The 24,395-nt window shown below is 62.2% G+C and carries 20 protein-coding genes; 8 read left to right on the top strand and 12 right to left on the bottom strand.

Annotated features, from left to right (window positions below; genetic code table 11):
• Positions 1-15: 15 nt before the first annotated feature.
• Positions 16-765, top strand: coding sequence for a DUF4386 domain-containing protein (locus EKH80_RS12755; protein WP_126685140.1), 750 nt, complete (start codon positions 16-18; stop codon positions 763-765).
• A 58-nt stretch (positions 766-823) separates the two neighbouring features.
• Positions 824-1,702, top strand: coding sequence for an alpha/beta hydrolase (locus EKH80_RS12750; RefSeq protein WP_230473660.1), 879 nt, complete (start codon positions 824-826; stop codon positions 1,700-1,702).
• A gap of 15 nt (positions 1,703-1,717) precedes the next feature.
• On the opposite strand, the gene EKH80_RS12745 is transcribed toward EKH80_RS12750, so the two are convergent.
• Positions 1,718-2,179, bottom strand: a complete 462-nt coding sequence (locus tag EKH80_RS12745; protein ID WP_126685139.1) for a GNAT family N-acetyltransferase — start codon at positions 2,177-2,179, stop codon at positions 1,718-1,720.
• Between the two features lie 21 nt (positions 2,180-2,200).
• Here EKH80_RS12745 and EKH80_RS12740 point away from each other — a divergent pair, with 21 nt between their 5' ends.
• On the top strand, positions 2,201-3,040 hold the full coding sequence (locus EKH80_RS12740) for a methyltransferase domain-containing protein (RefSeq protein ID WP_126685138.1): 840 nt from the start codon (positions 2,201-2,203) through the stop codon (positions 3,038-3,040).
• Between the two features lie 120 nt (positions 3,041-3,160).
• Here the strand turns inward: EKH80_RS12740 and EKH80_RS24450 are convergent, their stop codons facing one another.
• From EKH80_RS24450 to EKH80_RS12725, 3 genes are read right to left on the bottom strand one after another with little or no spacing between them, the layout of a single operon-like run.
• A complete protein-coding gene (locus EKH80_RS24450; protein WP_425481145.1) occupies positions 3,161-3,547 on the bottom strand; it encodes a DUF1328 domain-containing protein in 387 nt (128 codons plus the stop codon).
• A 3-nt stretch (positions 3,548-3,550) separates the two neighbouring features.
• Positions 3,551-3,790: a helix-turn-helix domain-containing protein gene (locus tag EKH80_RS12730; RefSeq protein ID WP_126685137.1), complete on the bottom strand. Its 240-nt coding sequence runs from the start codon at positions 3,788-3,790 to the stop codon at positions 3,551-3,553.
• A gap of 3 nt (positions 3,791-3,793) precedes the next feature.
• Complete coding sequence (locus EKH80_RS12725) at positions 3,794-4,327, bottom strand: DUF2975 domain-containing protein (protein ID WP_126685136.1); 534 nt, start codon at positions 4,325-4,327, stop codon at positions 3,794-3,796.
• A gap of 80 nt (positions 4,328-4,407) precedes the next feature.
• Between EKH80_RS12725 and EKH80_RS12720 the strand changes: the two genes are divergently transcribed.
• Positions 4,408-6,273, top strand: a complete 1,866-nt coding sequence (locus tag EKH80_RS12720; RefSeq protein ID WP_158628830.1) for an aspartyl protease family protein — start codon at positions 4,408-4,410, stop codon at positions 6,271-6,273.
• Positions 6,274-6,344: 71 nt separating this feature from the next.
• Here the strand turns inward: EKH80_RS12720 and EKH80_RS12715 are convergent, their stop codons facing one another.
• The 3 genes from EKH80_RS12715 to EKH80_RS12705 form a co-directional block, all read right to left on the bottom strand.
• Positions 6,345-7,127, bottom strand: coding sequence for an AcvB/VirJ family lysyl-phosphatidylglycerol hydrolase (locus tag EKH80_RS12715; protein ID WP_126685134.1), 783 nt, complete (start codon positions 7,125-7,127; stop codon positions 6,345-6,347).
• Complete coding sequence (gene mprF / locus EKH80_RS12710) at positions 7,124-9,727, bottom strand: bifunctional lysylphosphatidylglycerol flippase/synthetase MprF (protein ID WP_126685133.1); 2,604 nt, start codon at positions 9,725-9,727, stop codon at positions 7,124-7,126. The genes EKH80_RS12715 and mprF overlap by 4 nt, the downstream gene beginning before the upstream one ends.
• 157 nt (positions 9,728-9,884) lie before the next feature.
• Positions 9,885-10,481 (bottom strand): hypothetical protein, encoded by a 597-nt coding sequence (locus tag EKH80_RS12705; protein ID WP_126685132.1) that lies wholly within the window; start codon positions 10,479-10,481, stop codon positions 9,885-9,887.
• A 536-nt stretch (positions 10,482-11,017) separates the two neighbouring features.
• Between EKH80_RS12705 and EKH80_RS12700 the strand changes: the two genes are divergently transcribed.
• Complete coding sequence (locus EKH80_RS12700; RefSeq protein ID WP_126685131.1) at positions 11,018-14,278, top strand: TonB-dependent receptor; 3,261 nt, start codon at positions 11,018-11,020, stop codon at positions 14,276-14,278.
• 91 nt (positions 14,279-14,369) lie between these two features.
• On the opposite strand, the gene queF is transcribed toward EKH80_RS12700, so the two are convergent.
• On the bottom strand, positions 14,370-15,194 hold the full coding sequence (gene queF, locus EKH80_RS12695) for an NADPH-dependent 7-cyano-7-deazaguanine reductase QueF (RefSeq protein ID WP_126685130.1): 825 nt from the start codon (positions 15,192-15,194) through the stop codon (positions 14,370-14,372).
• Positions 15,195-15,341: 147 nt separating this feature from the next.
• Positions 15,342-16,334 (bottom strand): aldo/keto reductase, encoded by a 993-nt coding sequence (locus tag EKH80_RS12690; protein WP_126685129.1) that lies wholly within the window; start codon positions 16,332-16,334, stop codon positions 15,342-15,344.
• A gap of 113 nt (positions 16,335-16,447) precedes the next feature.
• Between EKH80_RS12690 and EKH80_RS12685 the strand changes: the two genes are divergently transcribed.
• Entirely contained in the window at positions 16,448-17,347 is a 900-nt protein-coding gene (locus EKH80_RS12685) for a LysR family transcriptional regulator (protein ID WP_126685128.1), read from the top strand.
• A 99-nt stretch (positions 17,348-17,446) separates the two neighbouring features.
• On the opposite strand, the gene EKH80_RS12680 is transcribed toward EKH80_RS12685, so the two are convergent.
• Positions 17,447-18,196 carry a glutathione S-transferase family protein gene (locus EKH80_RS12680; RefSeq protein WP_126685127.1) on the bottom strand — a complete coding sequence of 250 codons (750 nt, stop codon included), beginning with the start codon at positions 18,194-18,196 and terminating at the stop codon, positions 17,447-17,449.
• 230 nt (positions 18,197-18,426) lie between these two features.
• Here EKH80_RS12680 and EKH80_RS12675 point away from each other — a divergent pair, with 230 nt between their 5' ends.
• Complete coding sequence (locus EKH80_RS12675) at positions 18,427-20,772, top strand: S9 family peptidase (RefSeq protein ID WP_126685126.1); 2,346 nt, start codon at positions 18,427-18,429, stop codon at positions 20,770-20,772.
• On the top strand, positions 20,744-21,742 hold the full coding sequence (locus EKH80_RS12670) for a DUF2268 domain-containing putative Zn-dependent protease (RefSeq protein WP_126685125.1): 999 nt from the start codon (positions 20,744-20,746) through the stop codon (positions 21,740-21,742). Before EKH80_RS12675 ends, EKH80_RS12670 begins: the two co-directional genes overlap by 29 nt.
• A gap of 85 nt (positions 21,743-21,827) precedes the next feature.
• Here the strand turns inward: EKH80_RS12670 and EKH80_RS12665 are convergent, their stop codons facing one another.
• Positions 21,828-23,042: an ABC transporter permease gene (locus tag EKH80_RS12665; RefSeq protein WP_126685124.1), complete on the bottom strand. Its 1,215-nt coding sequence runs from the start codon at positions 23,040-23,042 to the stop codon at positions 21,828-21,830.
• A gap of 7 nt (positions 23,043-23,049) precedes the next feature.
• On the bottom strand, positions 23,050-24,351 hold the full coding sequence (locus tag EKH80_RS12660; RefSeq protein ID WP_126685123.1) for an ABC transporter permease: 1,302 nt from the start codon (positions 24,349-24,351) through the stop codon (positions 23,050-23,052).
• Positions 24,352-24,395: the final 44 nt, after the last annotated feature.

Here is a 24,395-nt window from a genome sequence, read left to right as displayed (position 1 = left end):
CGGCTTGGGGGTCTTATGGCGTATTCCGGTACGGAACGGTTTTCCCCGCTGGTCCTCGCGCGAATCGTCGGTGTCGTATCACTGGTCGGCATCGTCACGGGTGCATTCGACATCGGCTATGTGCGAAGCACGCTGATCGTCTCCGGCGATGCCGCCGCCACGGTGCATAACATCGCGCTGCACGAGGGGCTGTTCCGGCTTGGCTTTGCTGCCCATGTCGTGCTGCTGTTATGCAATGTGCCTGATGAAATCATTAGCTTCCTTCTGTTCAGGCGGGTGAACGGCATTGTCGCGGCGATCGCGATGGGCTGCGGGTTGATCGGCACGGCTATCGAAGGCCTGGATATGCTGAACGCCTACGTGCCGTTGAAGCTTGCGGCCGAGGGAGGCGCCATGGCTGCATTCAGTCCTGCGCAGCTGCAGGGTTTGTCATATCTCTCCCTGCAATTGCAGGATACGGGTTTGCTCATTTCCTTCGTGTTCTACGGGCTCGATGAAATGCTGGCGGGCTACCTGATTTTTCGCTCGGGCTTTTTGCCGCGGCTGCTCGGCGTCCTGCTCGCGCTTTCCGGATTGAGCTATTTCACGGACGGCTTTGTCAGTTTCATTTCGCCATCGCTGCAAAATCGCCTGTTGCCGTATCTGCTGTTCCCTTGCCTGCCCGGCGAGGGCTCCATTGCACTGTGGCTGACCATCGTTGGCTTGAATGTCCAAAAGTGGCGGGCATGGGCGACGGATCCGCGTACGGCGAACTGGATGCCCTAGCCCGGTTCTCAGACCTTCCGCCAAAGGCTAATGTACGCAGGCCAACAAGGGGACTGCTATGCAGCGACAGGCAAGGGTGGAGTCGATGGCCGGTGGCGGCAAAACCAGCGATGGTGCGGCCTGGCTGACCATGGCCGACGGGCAGCGGCTGTTTTTGCGTGACTGGCCACGGCATCCCGCACACGATGCGGTGTTGATCGTGCACGGGCTTGGCGAGCACAGCGGACGCTACGAGGCGCTGGCGCAGTGGTTTCTCACGCATGGCTACGCCGTACGCAGTTACGATCAGCGCGGTCATGGACGTACGCCAGGCCAGCGGGGCGCCTTGCGGCAAGGCGACGATCTGCTACGGGATCTTGCCACTGTCTACGCGCATTACGCGGCCAGCCTGGGTAGGCCGCCGCTCCTGCTTGGCCACAGCATGGGTGGGCTGATCGCGTTGCGTGCGGTGCTCGATGGCCGCGTAGAGCCGCCTGGACTGGTGCTTTCCTCTCCCGCCTTGCGCTCCTATGCTGCGCCATGGCTGCGCCGCCTGGCGGCCGTACTCACGCCCGTGCTACCGAATCTGCCATTGCGCAACGGTTTGCCGTTCGACGGGCTGTCGCACGACACCAAGGTGATCGAGGATTATCGCAACGATCCGCTGTGCGTGCGCTGGATAACCCCGCGCTTGGCCGATTTCATTTTCCGTACCGGCGTATCGTGTATCGCCGAAGCCTGGCGTCTGCACGTGCCGACCTTATTGCTGGCCGCCGGCAGCGATCGTCTGGTGGACCCCTCCGGCAGTCGCGATTTTTCCAATGGAGCCTGGGCCGGCAAGCAGTTGACCAGCCGGTTTTTCGATACCCTGTTCCACGAGCTGTTCAATGAAACCGAAACGGGGCGGCACCAGGTACTGGCGCAATTGCTCGAATGGTTGCGGCGAGCTCGTTCGTAAAATGCGAACAGGGATTCATAGGAACTTGCGGTAGACGATAAAGCCCGATTTTTCCGCGAGTTGGTCGTAAAGCAACATGGCGGCGGCGTTCGATTCATGCGTCTGCCAATACACGCGCCGGCAGCCGGTTTCCGAGGCGGCCTGGTAGACCGCTTCGATCAGCGCACGGCCGATCCCTGAGCCACGGGCCGAATCCTCGGTGAACAGGTCCTGCAGATAGCAGCTCGGTTCGAGCTGGATGGTGCTGCGATGGAGCAGGTAATGAGCCAGTCCAAGCAGGCGTCCATCGCGTTCGGCGATCAGTGCATGTACGGGTTCATAGGCGTCGAAGAAGCGCTGCCACGTCGATTGCGTGATCTGTGCAGGCAGCGCGGTTGCGCCAGTTCTGCCGTAGAAAGCGTTGTAGCTTTGCCATAATGGCAGCCAGCCGGAAAAATCCGCCGGTCGCACCGGCCTGATGGTGAAGGGCTTGCCCACGTTACGTTCCTGGATGGCTTGATGGATACCGGCTTGCAGCAACGGCTTGACGAGATGCTACAGGATCAAAGCTGGCGCGAGCCGCACCAGCTGGGCCGCCGCATCGACATGCAGGAGCAATGGGAGCGTGCTTTCGTGCATGCCGGCGATTGCCTGGAACCATCGCTGCAAAAGCGCGGCGAAGCCTTGATGATCGAGCTGGAGGCGACCAATCGCCGGCTCTATGACGTCATTCGCGCAGACATCCGGCACGGCCAGGGAGCAAACAGCTTGCTGCAATGGGCTGCGGCGATGCCCCGGCATGGCGACGAGGAAAGCTACGACCTGCTCGATGCGTTGGTCAGCGGCGTACTCGATCTTGCGGAGCCGGGCGATGTACCCGAGCTTGGCGCCGAGATGGTTTTCTACCAGCCGACACCGGCGCGCCACATCTTCGACTTCATCGCGCGCGCCTCGATCGGTGACCAGGACACGGTCATCGATCTCGGTTCAGGACTGGGCCACGTCACGCTGCTGACGGCCGTCTGCACACCTGCCCGTTGCCTGGGCATCGAATTGCAAGCTGCTTACGTGGCTAGCGCGCGGCAATGCGCACAGGCTCTGAATCTGCGCAACGCTGCTTTCATCGAGCAGGACGTGCGACTTGCGCGCTTGTCGGAAGGCACTGTGTTCTATTTGTATACGCCGTTCACCGGCACGATTTTGCGTGCCGTGCTGGATATGCTCAAGCATGAAGCCGAAGGCCGCGGGATTCGGCTTTGCACGTTGGGGCCTTGCACTGAGATACTCGCCAGGGAGCCGTGGCTGATGATGGAGGCCGTCAGCCATCGTGGCAGCGTGGCGTTGTTTCGTAGCCGCTAGGGGTGCTCTGACCTGTTCCATGTATAGGTCTGCATGAGTTTCCGGATGCGCGTAGGCTGGGATGAGAATCCCAGCTTTCCTCGCGGCACCTGATGCGGGGATTTCCATCCCAGCTACGAGTTACGAACGAGGCCTCCGGCGTATGCCGCTGACGATCAGCGACAACACGAACAAAATGACGAACAGGATGACCAGGATCTTCGCAATACTTGCCGCCCCGGCGGCGATGCCAACAAAACCGAATACGGCGATGCAGATGGCGATGATGAAAATTACGGCGGCCCAATAAAGCATCGCAATCTCCGTGCAAATCGAGGAAATGGCCGCCGCGGTAGCGCGCTCGGCATTGTCGATTCGACCAGTGCAGCCGTGAACGAGGCGTGCTGTGACGTACTCGCTGTCCAGGCGATACAGATTAGTGAAAATCGTGCGTGTTGTTTGTAGAGGCGCGGTAGGCGACCCGGCGTCTGGAAGGTCAACACAGATGAAGCTTTTGTCCAAAGCCACGCATCAATCCGCTTCCGATGCTTCGCGTTCGGGCATGCCATCGGATCGGAATTCCAGCAGGTCGCCGGGCTGGCAATCGAGATAGGCACAGATGCGCTCAAGGGTGCCGAAACGGATCCCGCGTACTTTTCCGGACTTCAGCAAGGACAAGTTCTGTTCGGTAATGCCGATGTAGGCGGCGAGTTCGCGCGACTTGATCTTGCGGCGTGCGAGCATGACGTCGAGATTTACGATGATCGGCATGGTTCAGACGATGAGTTGATTGTCTTCGGCCAGCTGGCGGGCTTCGCCCAGGATCCACGCGATGACGAAGAACACGGTGCTGATCAACAGCATCCATACGTCCGATGCATCCAAGTCGATCGAGACGGCGTGCGCGTTGCTCAGGCCGGCAAGGCGCGCGATGGCGATTTCCACGGCCGGCAACGCGCAGCCCGCGAGCGTGCCAAGAAGCAGTGCGCAGGCGAAAGCACGCAGATGCCGAGTGGTGCTCAGGCTGTAGAAGTCACCTTGCTCGAACCGGCGCATCAGGCGTACGAGCCGGTAGAGCGCGTACAGGAAAAACAACGAAATCACCAGGGCGTCGAGCAGGGCCAGCTTGGAGTGACCGGCCAGAGCCGTGGGAGTTTCCGCGTGCAAGCTGATCCATGCCAGCTCGTGCTTGCCCATGCCTAGCCAACTCAGGGCGACGTCGGTAGCCGCAACGACCGCCATCATGGCGATGGCGGCATAACGCAGCCAGCGCGCCTTGCGGCTGGCCTTATCACAGTTAATTTTCATCGTAAAGTATCAAAAGTTTAATGTAAAACAATAAACTTTTCTCCCAGGATGGCGCTCTCGCCACCATGTCGGAGAAATCGATGGTTTGCAAGCTGTTATGGCTGATTGCGATCGCCTCGCTACTGCTGAATCCATTTCTTGAGGCCAGGGCCGCGGCGGACGAAAAAAGCGCGGCCATTCTGGCTGCCGTGAAGACTGCGACCGGCGGAGCCCGTTGGGATGCACTGGCCGAACTCGATCTGCAGGGCACGCTAGCGCAAGGCGGACAGTCGGGCGCATGGCGGCAATCGAACGATTTGCGGCAAGGTCGCTATGCCAGCTACGACACGCTTGGGGGCGTCGCCGCCGGTGAGGGTTATGACGGCCGCCTTGGCTGGTTCCTGGACGAAAAATCGATGGTGTCGGTACGGGAGTCGATCCAGGCCGAACGCGAAGTGGCGACCGACGCGTATATCGTGCGTCAAGGGTGGCTGCATGCGACGTCCTTCGATCCGGCCAGCATCCGCTTCGTGGCAGTGCGCGAGGCTGCGGGGCATGCTTACGACGTCATTCACATCGTTCCCCAAGGCGGATCGGGTTTCGAGCTATGGGTGGATGCGCATCGCCATCTGATCGACCACATCGTCAAGCAGACGGACGATGGCGGCACGGAAACCACCTGGTATGGCGACTACCAGCCAGTAGCAGGAGTGCTGCTGCCTTACCTTCAACGTATCGGTAACGGCGATGCGCAGTACGACACTACGATTCACCTGCAGCAGGTGACGGCCTCTGACCAGGCGCAGGACGATCATTTCCAGCGGCCAGCTTCCAGTATGCACGATGCGCATATCGATCAGGATGCCCCCTTCGCGACCGTGCCGTTTACGCCCTATGGCGGCCTGATCATGGTGGATGTTTCCATCAACGGTGAAAAGCCACTGCCGTTCCTCCTGGATACCGGTGGCCTCAATCTGCTCACTCCGGCGGCGGCGCACAAGCTCGGTATTGATGGTGCAGGACATTTGGCCGTGCAAGGCGTAGGTGAAGCCACGCAGTCGATGCAAGTGGCGCAGGTGAAAAGCTACCGGTTGGGCAGGGTGGAGTTGGACGAGCAGCGCTTCCTGATCGTTGCGCTGCCGCCGTTGCTGACCGATCGCGGTGAACGGGAACCCATCGCAGGCCTGATCGGTTATGAACTGTTGCGCCGTTTCGTTACGCGTATCGACTACGACCACCACACGCTTGGCTTTACCGCGATTCAGGCATTTCAAGCTGTGCCGGAGCAAGCCTCGCTGCCGCTGGTTTTCAACGAGCGCACGCCGCAGCTCAAGGCGAAAGTCGACGGTGTGCCCGGTGTGTTCTCGCTTGATAGCGGCGATTCCGGCGGCTTGACCGTGTTCGAGCCTTTTGCGAAAGCGCATGGTATTGGCAAGCGAGGGCCAGTGATCGCTTCGCAAGCGCGTGGCGCGGGCGGCAAGATCGGGCTGTCCGAAGCTTATGTGGACAGCCTGGCGCTGGGGCCTTTCGTGATCTCGCACCCGTTGACCAGCTTCGCGGCTCCCGCAAAGGGCGTGTTCGCCTCCAGCGTACTGGCCGGCAATATCGGTTACGACGTGCTTTCGCGCTTCGTACTCACCTTTGACTACGAGCATCGGCGGCTCTACCTGGAACAGGGTCAGCGTTTCGCCTCGTCGCCTCGCCATGGCTATTCCGGCATGGGGCTGGATCGGATGAGCCACGAAGCCTTGGTGGTTTCCAGTCTGGTGCCTGGCTCGCCGGCCGCCGCAGCAGGCTTGCGGACGGGCGATCAGGTTACGGCACTCAACGGCGAGCCGGCCAGCCGTATCGATCTTGATCAACTGCGCCGGATTGCGGAGCAGCCCGCTGGCTCGCGTTTGGTGTTGAGCGTGATACGTGGCCATGCGACACGCACGTATACCCTCGTTTTGCGCGAAAGCCCGTAGGCTGGGGTGCAAACCCCAGCATTGCCATCTCCATGCCGCGCGATGTTGGGGTTTGCACCCCAACCTACGGATTACGGCGAGGATGGATTCTTCGGCAAATCGGCGATCATCTGCATCGCCAGCCCGTCGTAGTTGTAGTCGAAGTGATGGTCGCCCGGTTTCACGTACACCTTCACCCACTTCGGCAGCTTCGGATCGTTGCATACCGTGTCGTCGCCATCGTCGCGCCCGTAATAGCAGACCAGCGGCGGCTTCGCTTGCAGCGCATCGATCGGCGGCAGAGCCGGATAGTGCTGCACCGGATGGACCCACTGCTTGATTTCCTGCAGGTGCGTCTTCAGCCAGTTCTCGCGCATCATGATGTAGCCTTCCATCTCGATCTCGAAGTTCACGTCCTGGCTGGGCGAGAGCAGCACCAGCTGCGTGATGCGCGCGCGGTTCTCAGGACTGAGCTTGTTGATGATGGTCGGCAGTACGTCCGCGCCGAACGAAAAGCCGATCAGCCACACCTTTTGCTTGTGCCACTGGGTGGCGTACCGGGTGATCAGGGCATCCAGGTCGCGTGCCGATTCGTCCGCCGAACGCAGGCGCCAGTAGTAGTCCAGGCAGCTGATGCCGAGCACCGGCACACCGTGCGCTTGCAGGCGCTTGCCCAGTTGCTGGTCCAGATCGCGCCAGCCGCCGTCGCCGGAATAGAAGATCGCCATCACGTCGTCGTGGCCGGCCGGCGCCGGCGTGTCTGGCATCAGCTTGACGGAAGCATCATCCAGGCTGGGATGGGGAAAGGGTTTCCAGATGATCACGGCTGCGATGATTGCCAGCACGGTTACCACGACGGCAATACGCAACTTCATCGACGCACGACTCCGCTCAGGCCGCCCGAGATCAGGCTGGCGACATTGGTGAGCACCACCGGCAAGGCAATTCCGCCCGGAGCAGCCAGGTAACGCGGCTCCCACTCCGGGTCGAACTTGTCCTTGTAGCGATGCAGGCCCTGGAAATTATAGAAGCGCTCGCCACGGCCGAAAATGAGCGCGCCGAAACGGTTCCACAGCGGTGCCTGGCGGCGGCTCTGCAGGCCCGACAACGGCGCCATGCCGAGGTTGAACCAGCGATAGCCCTGCGCCTTGGACCACTGCATCAGTTCCACGAACAGGTAGTCCATCAGGCCTGGCGGCGCATCGGGCAGAAAACGCATCAGGTCCACCGAGGCTTCTTCCATGCTTTCGGTGAGGAACAGGTTGGCAAAGGCCACCGGCTTGTCGTCCTGCCACACCACGGCCATCGGTGTGCGTGAGAGATACCGTTCGTCGAAGGCGCCGAGCGAGAAGCCTTTTTCGCGCACGCGCTTTTCGCGCAGCCACGCGTCGGAGATCGGCTTCAGTTGCCGCAATAGCGCAGGCGTTTGTTCGAGCGGCACGATCTCAAGCCGCATGCCCTCGCGCACGAGCTTGTTCACGGTGTTGCGCAGGACTTTCTTCGATTTGCCGTCGAGGTTGAACTGTTCCAGCCGGACGCGTGCCTCTTCGCCGATCTTCAGCAAGCTCATGCCCACTTCGAGATACAGATCCAGATCGTCCGGGTTCACCTGGTAGAACACCGGCCAGCCGCCGGCCCGCTCGCAGCGCTCGCGGAACGTCCACACCAGTTCCTGCCGTGCGCGGTCATCGCAGCCGACCGGGTCGCCCATCGCCACCCAACTGCGTCCCTCGATGCTATACATGATGAAGGCCTGAGCTTCGGGATCGAATAGCAGGCTCTTGTCGCCCATCAGCGCCAGATGCGCCTGTGCGGAATGGAACTGCTTGATCAGCGGTATGGCGCGCGCCAGTTCCGCGTCGCCGGGCGGGATGGGACGGGAGCGTGCGGAGCGGATCAGCGTGGTGAGAGCAAACAGGAACGCCACGCCGGCCGCACCCACCAGGGCGCGCAATGCGCGCGGCGCATTGCCGTGATAGAAGCTGAATTGCCACCACAGATCGTTGCGGTATTCCACGTGCTGGTAGCTGAAAAGCACCAGCCACACCGTGCAGCCCAGCACCGTGGCGCAGGCGAGCAGCCAGCCGAACGAGAAGGTCATCTCGAATAGCGACGCCCGGCGATAGAACAGGCGATGCGCAGGCGCGAGCGCTACCGCCAGCAGAATCAGCAAGCCGGCCTCTTCGTAGTCGATGCCTTTGAGCAGCGAAGCCACCGCGCCGGCCAACAACAGCACCAGCGTCAACCAATACGCCGCATCGAGCCGGCGCTGCAGGCCGCGCGCCAGAATCAACAGCGACATGCCGATCACGCTGTTGAGGAAATGCGAAACCTCCATCACCTGCAGCGGCAACAGGTCGCTCAACAGCTCCAGGCGCCCCGGCAGGACCGCGGTGGCGCCGGAGAACAGCAGCACCGCGCCGGATACCAGCGTGAGACCCGCGAAGAACGGTGGCAGGATGCCGTTGAACCACGGTGTAAGCAGAGCTGCCTGCCGTAGTCCTCGGGCTTCGCGAATCACGACGGCCACCGTAGCCGCACACAGCGGCAGCAAGTAGTAGACGCCGCGATAAGCTGCGAGCGCACCGAGGATCGGCGCGGACAAGGCCTGGTTGCCGGTGGCACCGAAGCCCGCCAGCATCATGGCCTCGAAGACGCCCAGGCCACCCGGCACGTGGCTGATCAGGCCGGCGATTTGTGCCAGCGCGAAGATCGCCAGGAACGAACCGAAATGCAGCCCCAGCGAATCGGGCATCAGTGCGTACAGCACGGCGGCCGCGAGGCCCCAGTCAAGTGCGCCGACGAACACCTGGCGCAATCCCACCGAGAGCGACGGCAGTTGCACTTTCCAACGCCACAGTTTGACCGGGCGACGCAGCAATGCACTGCCTGCCAGCCAGAGCAGGGGGATCAGGCACAACCCAACACCCAACAGCAGACGCCAGTGGGCAAGCGGCAAGCCCAGCGGAATCGGTACCAGCAACAGGGTCACACCAGTGATGGCGAACAGGCCGAGCCAGAAGCTGATCGTGCAGAACAGCACCACCTTGGCCACGTCCAGCGTCGACAGGCCAGCCTGGATATAGAAGCGATAACGGATCGAACCGGACACCAGCATCGCCATGCCCAGGGTATTGCTGAAGGCGTAGCTGATGAAGGAGATCAGCGCCACGCGCGGTTTCGGCAGCTTGCGGCCGATCGCGCTAAGCGCAAATAGGTCGTACAGGGGCATGACCGCATAGCCGAGCGCGGTCAGCACGATGGCCTGGCCAATACGCCCGCGGCGCAGGCGGTGCATGTACTCGCCCACCTGGTGATAGCTTACTTCGCCGGCCAGCCGGTACAGCGCCCACAGCGCCAGGCACAGCATCAGCACCGACAGGATCGGGCCGATGAACCGGCGCAACCATGCCGGACCGGGCCGGCTCAGGGCGTCTTCTTGGCTAAGGACTTCGGCCCCGCCTTGCTGCTCCACGTACCGCGCCTCTCAATTCCCCAGACCGCGATGGTGCCATACATGGCGTGACAGGCAATAACTTGCGACCTGCCATCGCGGACGTGTCGATGACACGTTCCAGTCAAAACAAAGGGCGCTCCGTTGGGAGCGCCCCGTATGCATCGTGTTGCCGCGCTCAGCTTTTCTTGATTTCGAAGGTCTTGCTCGCGACCGGCTTGCCGTCTACCGAGATGTCCACCTTGTACTTGCCTTCCGGCCACAGGTCCGGGTTCTTCATGCTGAAGGTGGTGGTGCTCGGGCTGTCGGCGACGATCGACTGGCTGGTGCTCACGATCGTCTGGTTCTTGTCCAGATAAGTCCACTTGGCGTTGAGCGTGGCGCCCGGCGTGCTGCCGGTGGTGTCGACGCTCACATAGATGGTCTTCTGGCTGGGCGAGAAGCTGGTGATTTCCTTCTTGACCTTGTGATCGGTGGTGACCGTATCGCCCAAGGTGACGTTGCTGACCTGGAAGCCTTCCGCGGCGGCGGGCGCGGAAGCTGCGGCGGCGGTGCTGGCCGGGGCGGCCGGCGCGGGAGCGGTCGCCGAATGGGCTGGAGCAGCCGCGGTGGCGCTCGGCGCCGGCTGCGCGGCGGTGCTGGCGGGGGCCGGTGCGGTACTGGGGGCAGCCGGCTTGTCGGCGGGCTGCTGCTCGTTCTTGCCGCAGGCGCTGAGTAGCAGCAGGCCAGCAAACATCAGGCTGTAAGGAGCGGCGGAACGTGCGGAAAATGTCATGGGATGGAATTCCGAGTGATGAGGAACGTTACCGGTAGACCGGTTCTATCGGGGTAGCTGCCGAGGTTAGCGCTGGCGATCTGAAGTGCCGATGACCGGGCGCGGAGTGTAGCCTTTCCGTTTGCCGATGCCGACATCCCTGCATCGGCAAGGCTTCGGCATCCCTCTTCATAAAGAAGCGGTCCGGGGTTAGCGACCTGCCCGCCGAGGCACCGGTCGGACCAAGGGCGCGTGATCTGTTCTCTCCCCTGCACACTGAGGGGACCTGACCGGCTCAGTCAGGCCGGCATGGATGTGCCGCCTGCCCGGTCTGCGCGCCGGCATGAATGAGGAGGGGCAGCCCATCGGACTGGCGCGCGGGCAGGCACACGACATTGTCATTTTCTTGCGGCAATATTTTGCGGTCCTGCGGCTGCCCATCGAGCACAACCTGCCGCGGGTGCAGGGGCCATCAGATAAGCGCTTCGCCTTCCACGCCTTTTCACAAGGAGAGGAGCTTTGTGGCTATTCCATCAACTACTGGGGTTTTACATGTCATGACGACGGCGACACACAAGCGGCTTTCGCTGGCCATTGCCTGCCTTTTGCTGAGCTCACCCGTTCTTGCGCAGAACATCACTACGTCCGGCATGACCGGTCGCGTGGTGGATGGAGCCGGTCACCCGGTGTCCGGCGCGACGGTCACCATCCTGCACCAGCCCTCGGGCACGCGTAAGGACGTCACGACCGATACGGATGGCCGCTATACCGCGCAGGGGCTGCGCGTGGGCGGCCCGTTCGAGATCACCGCTACCAAGTCGGGTACGACGACCGCCGAAGCGCACGATGTCTATCTGCAGCTGGGCCAGGCGTCGTCCATCAACCTGGTGATGGGGGCCGAGCAGGCCAAGACGGCGGCTACGCTGGCCGGAGTGACGGTCAAGGCATCGGTCCTGGCGCAGATCTTCAGCAGCGAGAACAAAGGGCTGGCGACCAATCTGTCGCAAGCCGAATTGCAGGCGAAGCCGCAGGGCAACCGCTCGATCGACGACATCGTGCGCCTGGATCCGCGCATCAGCGTCATGGACCAGGGCGTGGGTTCGTTCTCCGCCGCGGGCATGAACAACCGCTACAACCTGCTGTCGGTGGACGGCGTGCCGCAAGGCGACCCCTTCGGCCTCAACGCCAACGGCCTGCCGTACCTGAAGTCGCCGATCTCGCCCGAAGCGATCGCCGAATACAACATCGCCACCGCCAACTATGACGTCGGTTCCGATACCGTGGGCGCGGACGTGAATGCGGTGACCAAGTCCGGCACCAACCAGTTTCATGGCTCGGTGTACTACTCCTACCGCAACGCCAACCATCTGGTCGGCGACGCCGGCTGGCTGCCCAGCAACGACCCGGGCTACCACTATCACGGCTACAGCAATGACTGGACCGGTGGCTTCAACGTCGGCGGCCCGATCGTGAAGGACAAGCTGTTCTTCTTCGTGTCGGCCGAGCACGAACGCACCAACGGCATCGGCGCGGACTCGGCCAACGGCCTGGACTCCACCCTGGGCAACGGTGCCTCCACCAGCAACAAGGTTTCGCCCGGCGATTTGCAGAAGGTCATCGATATTGCGAACCGCTTGGGGCTAAAGCCCGGCAACTTCGGCGGCAGCACCGGCTTGACGTACGACGACAAGCGCTATCTGGGCAAGATCGACTGGAACATCAGCAACGACCATCGCGTCAGCTTCGTTTACCAGCGCACGCGCGAAAGCCAGCCGGCCGTCGGCGGCAATGGTCCCAACAGCGTGGGCTTGAGCAGCTACACCTATACCAAGGCGATCAGCACGGACAACTACGTGCTGCACTTCTTCGATGACTGGAGCGAGAACTTCTCCACCGAGACGAAGATCGCTTCGCAGGAGTTCACGCAGGCAACCACTGCGCCTGTGCAGCAGCCGGCAGTGGCGGTCAACCTGTCCAGCAACGGCCGTGGCCCGGTGGTCAACCTGGGCGAAGAACAGTTCCGCCACTACAACTACATCAACACCAAGACCCTGCTGCTGTACTGGGCCGGCACGTATGTGCTGGGCGACCACACTTTCAAGGGCGGGTTCGATTACCGCCGCGAGAAGATCGACAACCTGTTCGGGCGCACCGAATTCGGCCAGTACACGTTCTGGGGTCTCAACAACTTCGCCGCGGGCAATTACCAGCAGTACACCTTGTTCCATCCGGCGCCGGGCTACGCCTTGGGCGATATCGCCGGACGCTGGACGTACGGCCAGTTCAGTCCCTTCCTGCAGGACACCTGGCAGGTCAACGACCAGCTGTCGGTGCAATACGGCTTGCGCGCGGATATTCCGCATGCCACCGGTACGCCGGCGTACAACCCCGCCTTCAGCCAGGCGTTCGGCTACGCGAACAACAGCACCATCAACAGCCGCAGCACCTTGATCGAGCCGCGCCTGTCCTTCAACTACCTGTTCAATAGCGAACTGCGCACGCAGTTGCGTGGCGGCATCGGCTTGTTCCAGACCACGCCACCGGTGGTGTGGCTGACCAATCCGTACCAGAACAACGGCGTGACGCTGTTGCAGTATCAGTCGTTCAATCCGGGGGCGGCCCCGTTCAGCCCCAATCCGTTCGGGCAGAACATTCCCCGCGGCGGCGGCGCAGGTTCCGTCGACGTGGTCGATCCGAACTTCAAGATGCCCAGCGCGTGGAAGTTCTCTCTGGCGCTGGATCGCGAATTGCCGTGGTGGGGCCTGATGGCCAGCGCCGAATACGAGCACATCCAGGTGAAGGACGGCATCTTGTACCAGGTGCTGAATTTCGGTGCGCCCACCGGCACGTTGCCGGATGGCCGCCAGGAGTACTGGCGTACGCCGGGTGAGGCGGGCAAACCCGCCGATGCCCTGGCCAACCAGAATCGCGCTTTCAGTCCCGCATCCACCTTGCTCAAGAATACGAACAAGGGATCGTCCGATACGATCACGCTGGCCTTGAGCAAGCCGTTCAATGCCGACCTGTCCGGCAGCTTGTCCTTCAGCTACAACCGCGCCAAGGATGTCGACCCGGGCACCGATACCATCGCCATCAACGGCTATTCGCGCATCGCCCGCGTCAATCCGAACGATCCGGAAAGTGCGACGTCGAACTACGAGACCGGCAAGAGCGTGAAGCTCGCCCTGGACTGGCAGCACGCCTTCTTCGGCGACTACAAGAGCAAGGCCTCGTTGTTCTACTCCGGCCGCGATGGCAATACCTACACCTGGACGTTCGGCAACGACGCCAACGGCACCAATGCTCCAGGCCTGGCCATTGCCGGCTTCGAACCGGTGTACATCCCGGCGGTGAACGATCCGAAGGTGGCGTTCGCTCCGGGCACCACGGCGCAGCAAATCCAGCAGTTCCAGAATTTCCTCGGTTCGAATGACTACCTGAGCCATCACCGTGGCGAAATCGCTGGCCGCAATGCGACCCGTACGGCGTGGTTCAATCAGCTGGACCTGAGCGTGGCGCAGGAGATTCCCGGCCTCTTCCCTGGCAACAAGGGTGAGATCCGCCTGGATGTCTACAACGTGCTCAATCTCTTGGATTCGAAGTGGGGACAGCAGAGCACTACGGGTATTTATCCGACGCGCACGCTGGTCAACTATGCCGGCGTGAATGCCCAGGGCCAGTACCTCTACAGCCTGCCCACCGACAAGAACGGCAACTACCAGCCGCAGCCGCTGCAGACCTATGACGGCGGTTTCTACGATCCCAGCCGTGTGGTGTCACGTTGGTCGGCGATGGTGACGGTGCGGTATACGTTCTAAGGGTGCATGTCTGGAGGGGCATGGCTGTGTCCTGCCCCGCCAGCTACGGATAGAACGCTTTGTGGATTGGGGGCGAAACGCGCCCCCAATCCTATTGGCGAGCGCCTCGAAGATTGTCTGGCGCGGCCCGCTCCGTGCTGCGAAATGGATTGATATCCAGTCCGCCGCGGCGGGTGTAGCGCGCGTACACGCTGAGCCGCTCCGGCGCGCAGTGCTTCATCACGTCGATGAAGATGCGCTCTACGCATTGCTCATGGAATTCACTATGAGTGCGGAACGACACCAGGTAGCGCAACAGACCTTCGCGATCGATCGGTGCGCCACGGTAAGCGATCTGCACACTGCCCCAATCAGGCTGTCCGGTCACCGGGCAATTGGAACGCAGCAAGTCTGAAACCAGCGTTTCTTCTACGACGCCGGCACTGTTATCTGCATGCAGGTACTCAGGTCGCGGTGGGCCGTAGTGATCGATGCTTACGGGAAGATCATCGATCGACTCCCCCTCCAGATCGGTGAACGCATGCTGGGCGGTACGCGGCGGACGGATCGTCACCGTCACCACTGCGCCGGCAGCGCGAGTGAGATCTTGCTGCAGCAACGCGCTCAGCGCCGCCACGTTGGCCAGCGGCTCCTGCGCGAAGCCGTTGAGGTACAACTTGAACGACTTCGATTCGATGATATTCGGCGAATGCGCGGGCACCTGGAACTCCGCCACGCCCGCCACCGGCTTGCCGTGCATGTCCAGCCAGGACAGCTCGTAGGCATTCCAGATATCCACGCCTTGGAACGGCAGCGGCTCGCGCACGCCGATTTCGTCGCGCTTGACCTGGCGGGGGATCGGGAAGAGCAGGGCGGGATCGTAGCGGTCGGCGTAGACGGTGTGCTTGCCGAGCGGGGAGTGTTCGGGGGTGGTCATCCGCCCATTCTAATGGGTGTGGGCACCCTTGGGCCTTCCTCGCCATCCCGAAGCCAGCGGCAGGCTGCCAATCCGGACCCTCATGGGAAGGCCCGGAATGGCGAAGACGCCTTCCAACTGGATGGGCTGGATCGCTTCCTTGGCGGTTTACCGACCGATGTGCGTCATGGCTGCAGCAGCGTAGCGTGCGCCCGCTATGGCTTGCGGCGGGAAGATGCGCTCGATCGATTCCAGCTCTTCCTTGCTCAGCTGTACATCGAGTGCGCCGATGTTTTCGTCCAGGCGCGAACGGCGGCGAGTACCCGGAATCGGCACGATATCCCGGCCTTGTGCGATCACCCAGGCCAGGGCGAGTTGGGCCGGCGTACAGCCCTTTTCTGCCGCCAATGCTTCCACCTGCTTCACCAGTTGCAGGTTGCGCGTGAAGTTTTCGCCCTGGAAACGCGGGTTGTTGCGGCGGAAATCGTCGGCTTCAAAATCGTCGGGACTGGTAATCGCTCCGGTAAGAAAGCCGCGGCCCAGTGGCGAGTACGCGACCAGCGTGATGCCCAGCTTGCGGCACGTCGCCAGCGTGCCGTTTTCTTCCACGTCGCGCGTCCACAGGGAAAGTTCGTTCTGCAGCGCAGTGATGGCGTGCACCTTGGCGGCGCGCTCGATGGTTTGCGGCGCAGCTTCCGACAAGCCCAGATAGCGCACCTTGCCGGCCTTCACCAGCTCGGCCATCGCGCCGACGGTCTCCTCGATCGGCACGCCGGGATCCACGCGATGCTGGTAATACAGGTCGATGTGGTCCACGCCCAGGCGCTTCAGGCTGTTGTCGCAGCTGGCACGCACGTAATCCGGGCGACCGTTGACGCCGCGCGCCGCAGGGTTGGCGGGATCGCGCACGATGCCGAACTTGGTGGCCAGGAACACCTGTTCACGGCGACCCTTGATCGCTTTGCCGACCAGTTCCTCATTGGTGTGAGGGCCGTATACGTCGGCGGTGTCCAGCAGGTTCATGCCGTGGTCCAGCGCATGATGGATCGTGGCGATGGATTCGGCGTCGTCGTGCGCGCCGTAGAACTCGCTCATGCCCATGCAGCCGAGGCCGATGGCGGAAACCTGGGGACCGTGCGTGCCGAGTGTGCGTGTCTGCATGATGAAAGCCTCATGGGGTAGGGCGGTTGGGGAGCACGCGCATCATCGGCCACTGCGGCCCTACGATAAATGCTCAATAATGGCCTTCACTATTTCATCAGGATCAACAATCCATGGATCGCCTCGACGCCATGCGCCTGTTTACGCGGATCGTGGAGCTGGGCAGCTTTACGGCTGCCGCCGATCACCTGAACCTGCCGCGCGCCACCGTTACGCACACCATCAAGCGCCTGGAAGCCAGGCTCGGTGCGCAGCTGTTGCAGCGGACCACGCGCCGCGTTCGAGCTACGCGCGAGGGCGAGGCGTATTACAGCCATTGCGTACGCCTGCTTGCCGATGTGGATGCGGTGGAGACCGATTTCCGCCAGGCATCGGAGCAACCACGCGGCCGATTGCGCATCGATCTGCCTACGCAGATGGCGCGCTTGTGGCTGACTCCGACGCTGCCCGCCTTCTTCGCGCGCTATCCGCTGATCGAACTGGACATCAGCACCAACGACGGCATGGTGGATCTGCTGCGTGAAGGCGTGGACTGCGTGTTGCGCGTGGGCCAGCTGCCCGATTCCAGCCTGGTCGGACGCCATGTCGGACGCCTGGAGCAGGCCAGCCTGGCTAGTGCAGCTTACTTGCGTCGGCACGGCATGCCGCGCACGCTTGCGGATCTGACCAAAGGGCACTACGCCGTGAACTGGGCGTCGCCCACTACCCACCGCGTGGAGCCGCTGGAGTTCATGCTGGGACGCAAGCGGCGCGAAGTTATGCTGCCCGGACGCGTGACCGTCAGCGGCGTCGAAGCCTACATGGGCTGCTGCGAGGCCGGGCTGGGCATTGCGCAGTTCCCGCGCTATCGCGCGGCGGATGCGCTGGCGAGCGGCCAGCTCAAGGAAGTCCTGCCCTCTTCACCGCCGCCGTCCCTGCCGGTATCGGTGCTGTATCCGCCGCATCGGCAGATGCCGGCGCGCTTGCGGGTGTTCGTGGATTGGCTGATCGAAGTGATCGGCAAGCAACTGTAGGCTGGGTTGCCAAACCCAGCATTGCCATGTTCGCAACTCGCACGATGCTGGGTTTCACAACCCAGCCTACGATTGCCGTTCCACGCCAAGCGCGAAAGTTTAGCCCCGTGGTAGCCCGCGCCGCGGTGCGCAGGTACCCATAGTTTCGTGCGTAAGCGGCGCACCCGCCGCGGCCAATGCATTGCGCTGCTCTGCCAAGGGTATCTTCAAGATGCTTTCCTCCAGCCGCGCCAGCTTCTGGAAGGGCGGGAGCGCCAGCATCCTCTGCACGAACGCGGCGGTGCGCGGCCAGCGCTCCGCATCCACCGCATAGCGCACGAACGAAGCCGTGCGAAAGTAACAGGCGATGCTGATGTCGGCGATGGACAGCTCGCCGAAAATAAAGCCTTCCTGCGGCAGCTGCGTTTCCAGGTAATCGAGCGCCGCCGGAATTTCCACTTCGCGCGCACGTTGCACGATGGCCTCGTCGGTGGGTTCCTGGAACAGGTATTTGCGTATCGTCAGCTGATAGAACAATCGCCAGATCAGCACGTCCGCCAGGTACGTATCGGCATATTCCTCCAGCCAGCGCGCTTTGGCGCGATGGCCGATGTCGCTCGGATAGAGCGAAGGCTGCGGTTGCTTGTCTTCCAGATACTGGCAGATCACCGAGGAATCATTCAGCGCCAGCTCGCCGTCGATCAGCACCGGAATGCGCCGCAGGGGGCTGAGGCGGCTGAAGTTCTCGTTGCCGCTGAAGGCCGAAATGGGATCGATCTCGTAATCCAGGCCCTTCAGGTCCAGGCACACCAGCACCTTGCGCACATAGGGTGAAATGTAATTGCCGATGAGGGTGTAGCGCTGCGACATGTTATTGCTCCGAATCCATGGCCCGGTACCGTGCAGGATACACACCCGTATGTTTTTGTGCTGCGCACGCACAAATGGGCAAGCTGTCCTAAGCAAGCTCTGATTTATTCAGACCATCCTTGAGGACCTTTGGCAGGGGTGACGCTCCGTCGCAACCATTACGATCAAGGGTCGTGACAAGATGGGGGGAGGCCGCTCGCGCGGCCATTCGTTTTTCGATGGGAGCAAACATGCGTTCGAGAATCGGCACGTCGCGCCTGCACGGCGCACTGGTCTGTGGGCTGCTGGCCATGGGGATGGCAAGCAGTGCAATAGCCGCGGGTCAGGCGCTCACCGCGCAGGATTACGCACAAGCTGAGCGCTACATGGCGTACAACACCGCGCCGCTGATCGACCACATGGTGCGCAGCGTGCACTGGCTGGACGGCACGCATTTCTGGTACGTCGATCATGATGCCAGCGGGGACCATTACCTGCGCATGGATGCCACCAACGGCCAGGCTGCGCCGCTGCTCGACCAGGCGAAGCTTGCCGCGGCACTGGCCAAGGCCGGCAAGAAGGACATCAAGGCGGACAAGCTGGGCATCACCGATTACCGCGTCGCGACCGACGGACGCGACGACATCGAAGTCGGCGGCAAGCATTACCTCTGCAATCTGCATGCGGCCGGCGAGTGCGTGGACAAGAGCACGCTGGTGAAGAGCGACAAGGAACCTGGCGTGCTGTCGCCCGACCGCAAGCAGGAAGCCTTCATCCGCAACTGGAATCTGTGGGTGCGCGACGTTGCCAGCGGCAAGGAAACCCAGCTCACCACCGATGGCGTGGAGAATTTCGGTTACGCCACCGACAACGCCGGCTGGAAGCACACCGATAACGCGATCCTCGCATGGTCGCAGGATTCCAAGCAGATCGCGACCTTCCAGCAGGACCAGCGCAAGACCGGCGACATGTACCTGGTCACCACCAAGCTCGGCCATCCCGAGCTGCAGTCGTGGAAATATCCGCTGGCCGGCGATGAGCACGTCACCATGATCGAGCGCGTGATCATCGATGTGCCCGCGCACAAGGTGGTGCGCCTGAAGATGCAGCCGGACCAGCACCGTTCCAGCTTGTGCGATGACGTAAGCTGCGGTGAGGACGGTGGTTGGGACGACGTGAAATGGGCACCGGACGGCAAGACGCTCGCGTTCGTTTCCACCTCGCGCGACCACAAGCACGAGACCTTCCGTGTCGCCGATGCGAAGTCCGGAGAAGTGCGTACGGTCTTCAACGAAGACGTTGCCACCTACTACGAAAGCGGCAACGGCGCGGTGAACTGGCGTTACTTGCCGGAGGCGAATGAGGCGATCTGGTTCAGCGAACGCAACGATTGGGGCAATTTGTATCTCTATGACCTCGGCAATGGCCAGCCCAAGCACGCCATCACCACCGGCGAAGGCAATGTCACCGAAGTGCTGAAGGTGGATGCGAAGACGCGCACCGTATGGTTCCGTGGCGTAGGCCGTACTCCCGGCGTCAACCCGTATTACCAGCAGTTCTGGAAGGTGAGCCTGGACGGCGGCGAGCCGGTGCTGCTCACGCCGGAGCCGGCCGATCACACCATCACCCTGTCGGAGGACGGCAAGTACTTCGTCGACAGTTATTCCACCACGACGAATGCGCCCATCACGGTGCTGCGCGACGCCAATGACGGCCACACCATGGCAACCGTAGCCAAGGCCGATATCAAGCGCCTGCTTGCCACCGGTTGGCAGCCACCGGAGCAGATCGTGGTGAAGGCGCGTGACGGCAAGACCGATCTGTACGGTCTGCTGTTCAAGCCCACGCATTTTGATTCAGGCCGGAAATATCCCATCGTCGACTATGTCTACCCGGGTCCGCAGACCGGCTCGGTGCGTACCTTCGGCTTCGCACCGGCGGAGGGCGACCATCAGGCCTTGGCCGAACTGGGCTTCGTTGTGGTGGCGCTCGATGGCATGGGTACGCCATGGCGTTCCAAGGCGTTCCACGACGCATGGTATGGCCAGACGGGCGACAATACGCTGCCCGACCAGGTTACGGCGATCAAGCAGCTCGGCCAGCGCTATCCATGGATCGATCTGGATCGCGTCGGCATGTGGGGCCATTCCGGCGGCGGCAATACCACCGCTGATGCCATGTTCCGCTATCCGGATTTCTTCAAGGTGGGTTGGGCCGAAAGCGGCAACCACGACAACCGCGAATACGAGGACGATTGGGACGAGAAGTGGCAGGGCTTGTTGGTCACCAACAAGGACGGCAGCACCAATTACGACAACCAGGCCAACCAGCTGATCGCCAAGAACCTCAAGGGCAAGCTGATGCTGGCGCACGGCTCGATCGACGACAATGTGCCGCCGTACAGTACGCTGCTGGTGGTGGATGCGCTGATCAAGGCGAACAAGGATTTCGACCTGCTGATCCTGCCCAACCAGCATCACGGTTACGCTGCTGACACGCCATACGTGACGCGTCGCCGCTGGGATTACTTCGTGCAATACCTCGCTGGCGATACGCCGCCGAAGGACTATGCGCTCAAGCCCTGGCCGTGGCGGTGATGTGATGAAGGCGATCAGCAGCAAGACCGTGTACCTCGCGCTGCTGCTCGCATGCACCTTGCCTGCGTCCGCGGCGGAAACACCCCCGATCGGCCAGTCGTTTGCCGAGTTCTGGTCCGCCGCGGCGGGAAAGCCCTTCCAGCAGCAGGAGCACGCATGGAATCGCGACATCGAAGCATTGCGTCGCGACGTCTACGACACGGTAGTGTGGGAAAAACAGCACGATCCGTACTGGCAGGCGCGCCGGCAGATGTGGTTGCGGGCGCGCTTCGCGAAATACCCTGCCCTGGCGGCTGACATTCCTGTCGAAGTACGCGCCTTGCAGGATGCGCTAGCAAAGCAGTCGCTACGCTTCAAGGCACTGTTTCCCGATGCCGATGCGCACCCGCCCGTCGCGATCCTGCTTGCGCCCAACTTCGACGCCAAGAGCGGTGTGCTCGGCAATGGCAAGCCGATACTGGTATTCGCCGCCGATTCCTTGCTGCTGGAGCACGCCCAGCTCGATATCGTAGTGCCGCACGAGCTGTTCCATCTCTACCACGCTCAGCACGCCGGCATTCGCAACGATGGCGTGATGCCGGATGTACCGCTTACCGTGCCGCTATTCGAGGAAGGCCTGGCCACCTATGTGAGTGGCGAACTTGCGCCGGGACATACGGATGGCGAGCTGCTGCTGGAAGATGAGCTTGGAGCCATTCCTGCAAGCCGTTTGCCAGAGATCGCCCGGCGCTTCCTGACGGATGCGCGCAACAAGGCGATCGATCCCGAGCATCCGGACCGCTTCCAGCGCTGGTTCAATGCCGCACCCAAGCCCTACCAACAAGGCCTGCCCAATCGCAGCGGCTACTGGCTAGGCTTGCAATTGATTCGCTACCTGCGCCATACGTATACGCTGGCACAGATAGCCGCATGGTCGCCGACGCAGGCCGATGCGCAGGTAATGGCGGCATTGCAGCAGATCAGTTCGTAGGCTGGGATGATAATCCCAGCATTGCGTGACTTACGCGCATGGCTATGCTGGGTTTAGCAACCCAGCCTACAAATGGCATCCCTACCTACGCGGCGCGTGTCGCCACCACCGGCGGTACGGAAGCAGCACGCAATGCGGGGCCGAGCACCGCCAGCTGGCCGAGCAGCCAAAGCGCCGTGGCGCCCATCGCCACATAAGGCATGGGCAAGCGGGGCTGTTCGTAGTGCCACATCAACAGCAAGTTCAAGCCATAGGCGAGCATGGCCCCCAAGATGACGCCGGTCCCCACGATCAGGAAGTTTTCAAATTGAAAGTAACGCAGGACGTCTCGGCGTGTTGCGCCCACGGCACGGCGAATGCCGATGGAATGCCGGCGCTGCTGCACCCAGAAACTGGCCAGGCCTGCAATGCCCAGCGCCGTGACAATCAGCAAACCCGCAGCCGCGGCAACGAGCAGGCCGATCATGGTGCGGTTGCGATGGAAGAAATCGGCGCGCAGTTGCTCGAAGGTCTGCGCGTACCTGAGGATGCGATTGGCGTGCAGATGCTCGAGCACCGCAGTGGCTTGCTTCAGGACGCGTTCGCGGTCCCGGGGCGCGGTGCGCAGCACGTAGGTCACATCGTTGGCATCCGGTAGTAGCGGAAGCACGGTGGCGTACTCGTTGTCGGCGCTTTCGTGTGCCTGTGGACGTAGCAGGTGATCGACCACGCCAACGATGCGGATCGGATTGTCCCCCGGATAGATGTTCTTCCCAAGCGGATCCTGGCCCGGAAACAGCTTTTCGGCCAACGCGCGCGTGACGATGGTGGCGGGTACCTGGTCGATGCCGTTCCAGTCATGCGCGCTGCCCATCGGCACGTATTCGTCGGGCAGGAAATCACGTCCTTCGACCAGATGCAGGCCGAGCACGGCCAGTTCACCCGCGGTGCCGTCGAACACCGTGGCAGTGGCGCGGGCCGGGCCGTCCGGTGCGAGGGTTATGCCATTGCTCCAATCGTGATGATTGAACGGCAGCGCATCGGCCGCTACTGCCGATTGCACTCCTGGAATGGTACGCAGGGCCGCCAAGTCGATTTGGTGGCGAACCAACGGTTGCGCGTCCTGGTCCAGGTCGGTGCTCTCGATCATCGCCAGTTCGCTCTCTGCGACGCCGCTGGGTTGACGCAATTGCTGCACGCGGTCGACGATCATGAAGGCGACGTTGCACACGATGGCGCAGGTCAGCCCGACCTGCAGCACCAGTAACAGGGCGGTGAGCTTGTGGCGGGTAAGGCTGGCGATGATCGGCGGTAGTGACATGTATGCCTCACTGGGTCTTGAGTTGCAGGGCGGGTGCGACATGGCAGGCACGCCAGGCCGGTATTAGCCCGGCACTGAGTCCCGCCGCGATGGCGAGCGCAAATGTGCCAAGCAGCATGGCGGTATCCATTTGCGCCAGATGGGCGTAGCCGTCGGGCTGTCGGCGCACGCTCCAAAGGCCCATCTCGGCCAGGCACAGGCCGAGCGCACCGCCGACCAGACCGACCATGCCGGCTTCGACGCCCAATTGCAGAAATACGTCGCGTCGCCGCGCCCCCAGCGCGCGTCGCACACTGATCTCGCCGCTGCGGCGCAGGAACTTGGCCAGCAACAAGCCGACGATGTTGAGCATGCATACGCCCAGAAAGCCCACCGCCAGCCACAGTTGCAGGCGCAGATCGCCGGGCACTACGTGCTGGTTGCCGAGCCAGTCGATCAAGCCATAGAGTTGCGCGTTCACGGGTCGCGGAAAGCGGCCATGCGCTTGTTGGTCGCGCCAGTAATCGGCGAGGAAGTCACGGTATGCGTGGGCTTTGGCCGTGCTATCGAGTTCCACCCAGAACTGTAGCCAGGCACAGTGATCGCTCAGGCGCGCATCGCCGCCGTTGCCCCAGCACTGCATGCGGCCGGCGATGCCGAAGTTGAGTTCCTGCGCCGTCTTGAGCGGTATGAAGAACTGGTCGGTGCTGCCGAAAGCGGCATTGTCGATCTGCGCATAGAAGGTGGGTTGCGGTTGCCAGTCGTCCAGCACGCCAATCACGCGGAAGTCGGTGTTCTTCAGGCGCACCGTACGGCCGATGCCTGACGCATTGCCGAACAGCTTGCGATTCAAACCGGCATTGAGTACCGCCACGCGCGCATGGTTTTCGTCTTCCCGTGCGCTCCATCCGCCCCCGGCGCGAAACGGAGTACCGAACATGGGAAAGAAATCGGCGGTGACGTAGTGCCCGGATTCGAAGAACGGCCGCAGCGATCCTTGCGCCGGATGCACCGGCAAAGAGCCGGCAGCCATCGCGGATTGCCGGTCTGCGCGCGTGGTATGCAACAGATACATCGCATCAATCCAGGTCAAGGCGCCGTCCACGACGTTGTCCTTGGGTTTGACCGGGCTGACCGGATGCGGATCGATCACGGGCACATACAGATGCGCACTGCGGCCAGGCAGCGGGTCGCCGGACATCACGTGCAGCACGGTGATCATGGTCATGCTGGCGCCGATACCGAGCCCGATGGCAAGTGTCATCAAGGCCGTGACGGTTTTGCTGCGTTTGAAGCTGTACAACGCGAGCATGCAGTAATAACCGAGCATCGTGGGTTTTCCTTGTACGTAGGGCGCAGTAGGCCATCCGCCCA

The organism is Dyella choica (assembly GCF_003977665.1).
GTDB lineage: Bacteria > Pseudomonadota > Gammaproteobacteria > Xanthomonadales > Rhodanobacteraceae > Dyella_B > Dyella_B choica.
This window is presented reverse-complemented; position numbering and strand designations above follow the sequence as displayed.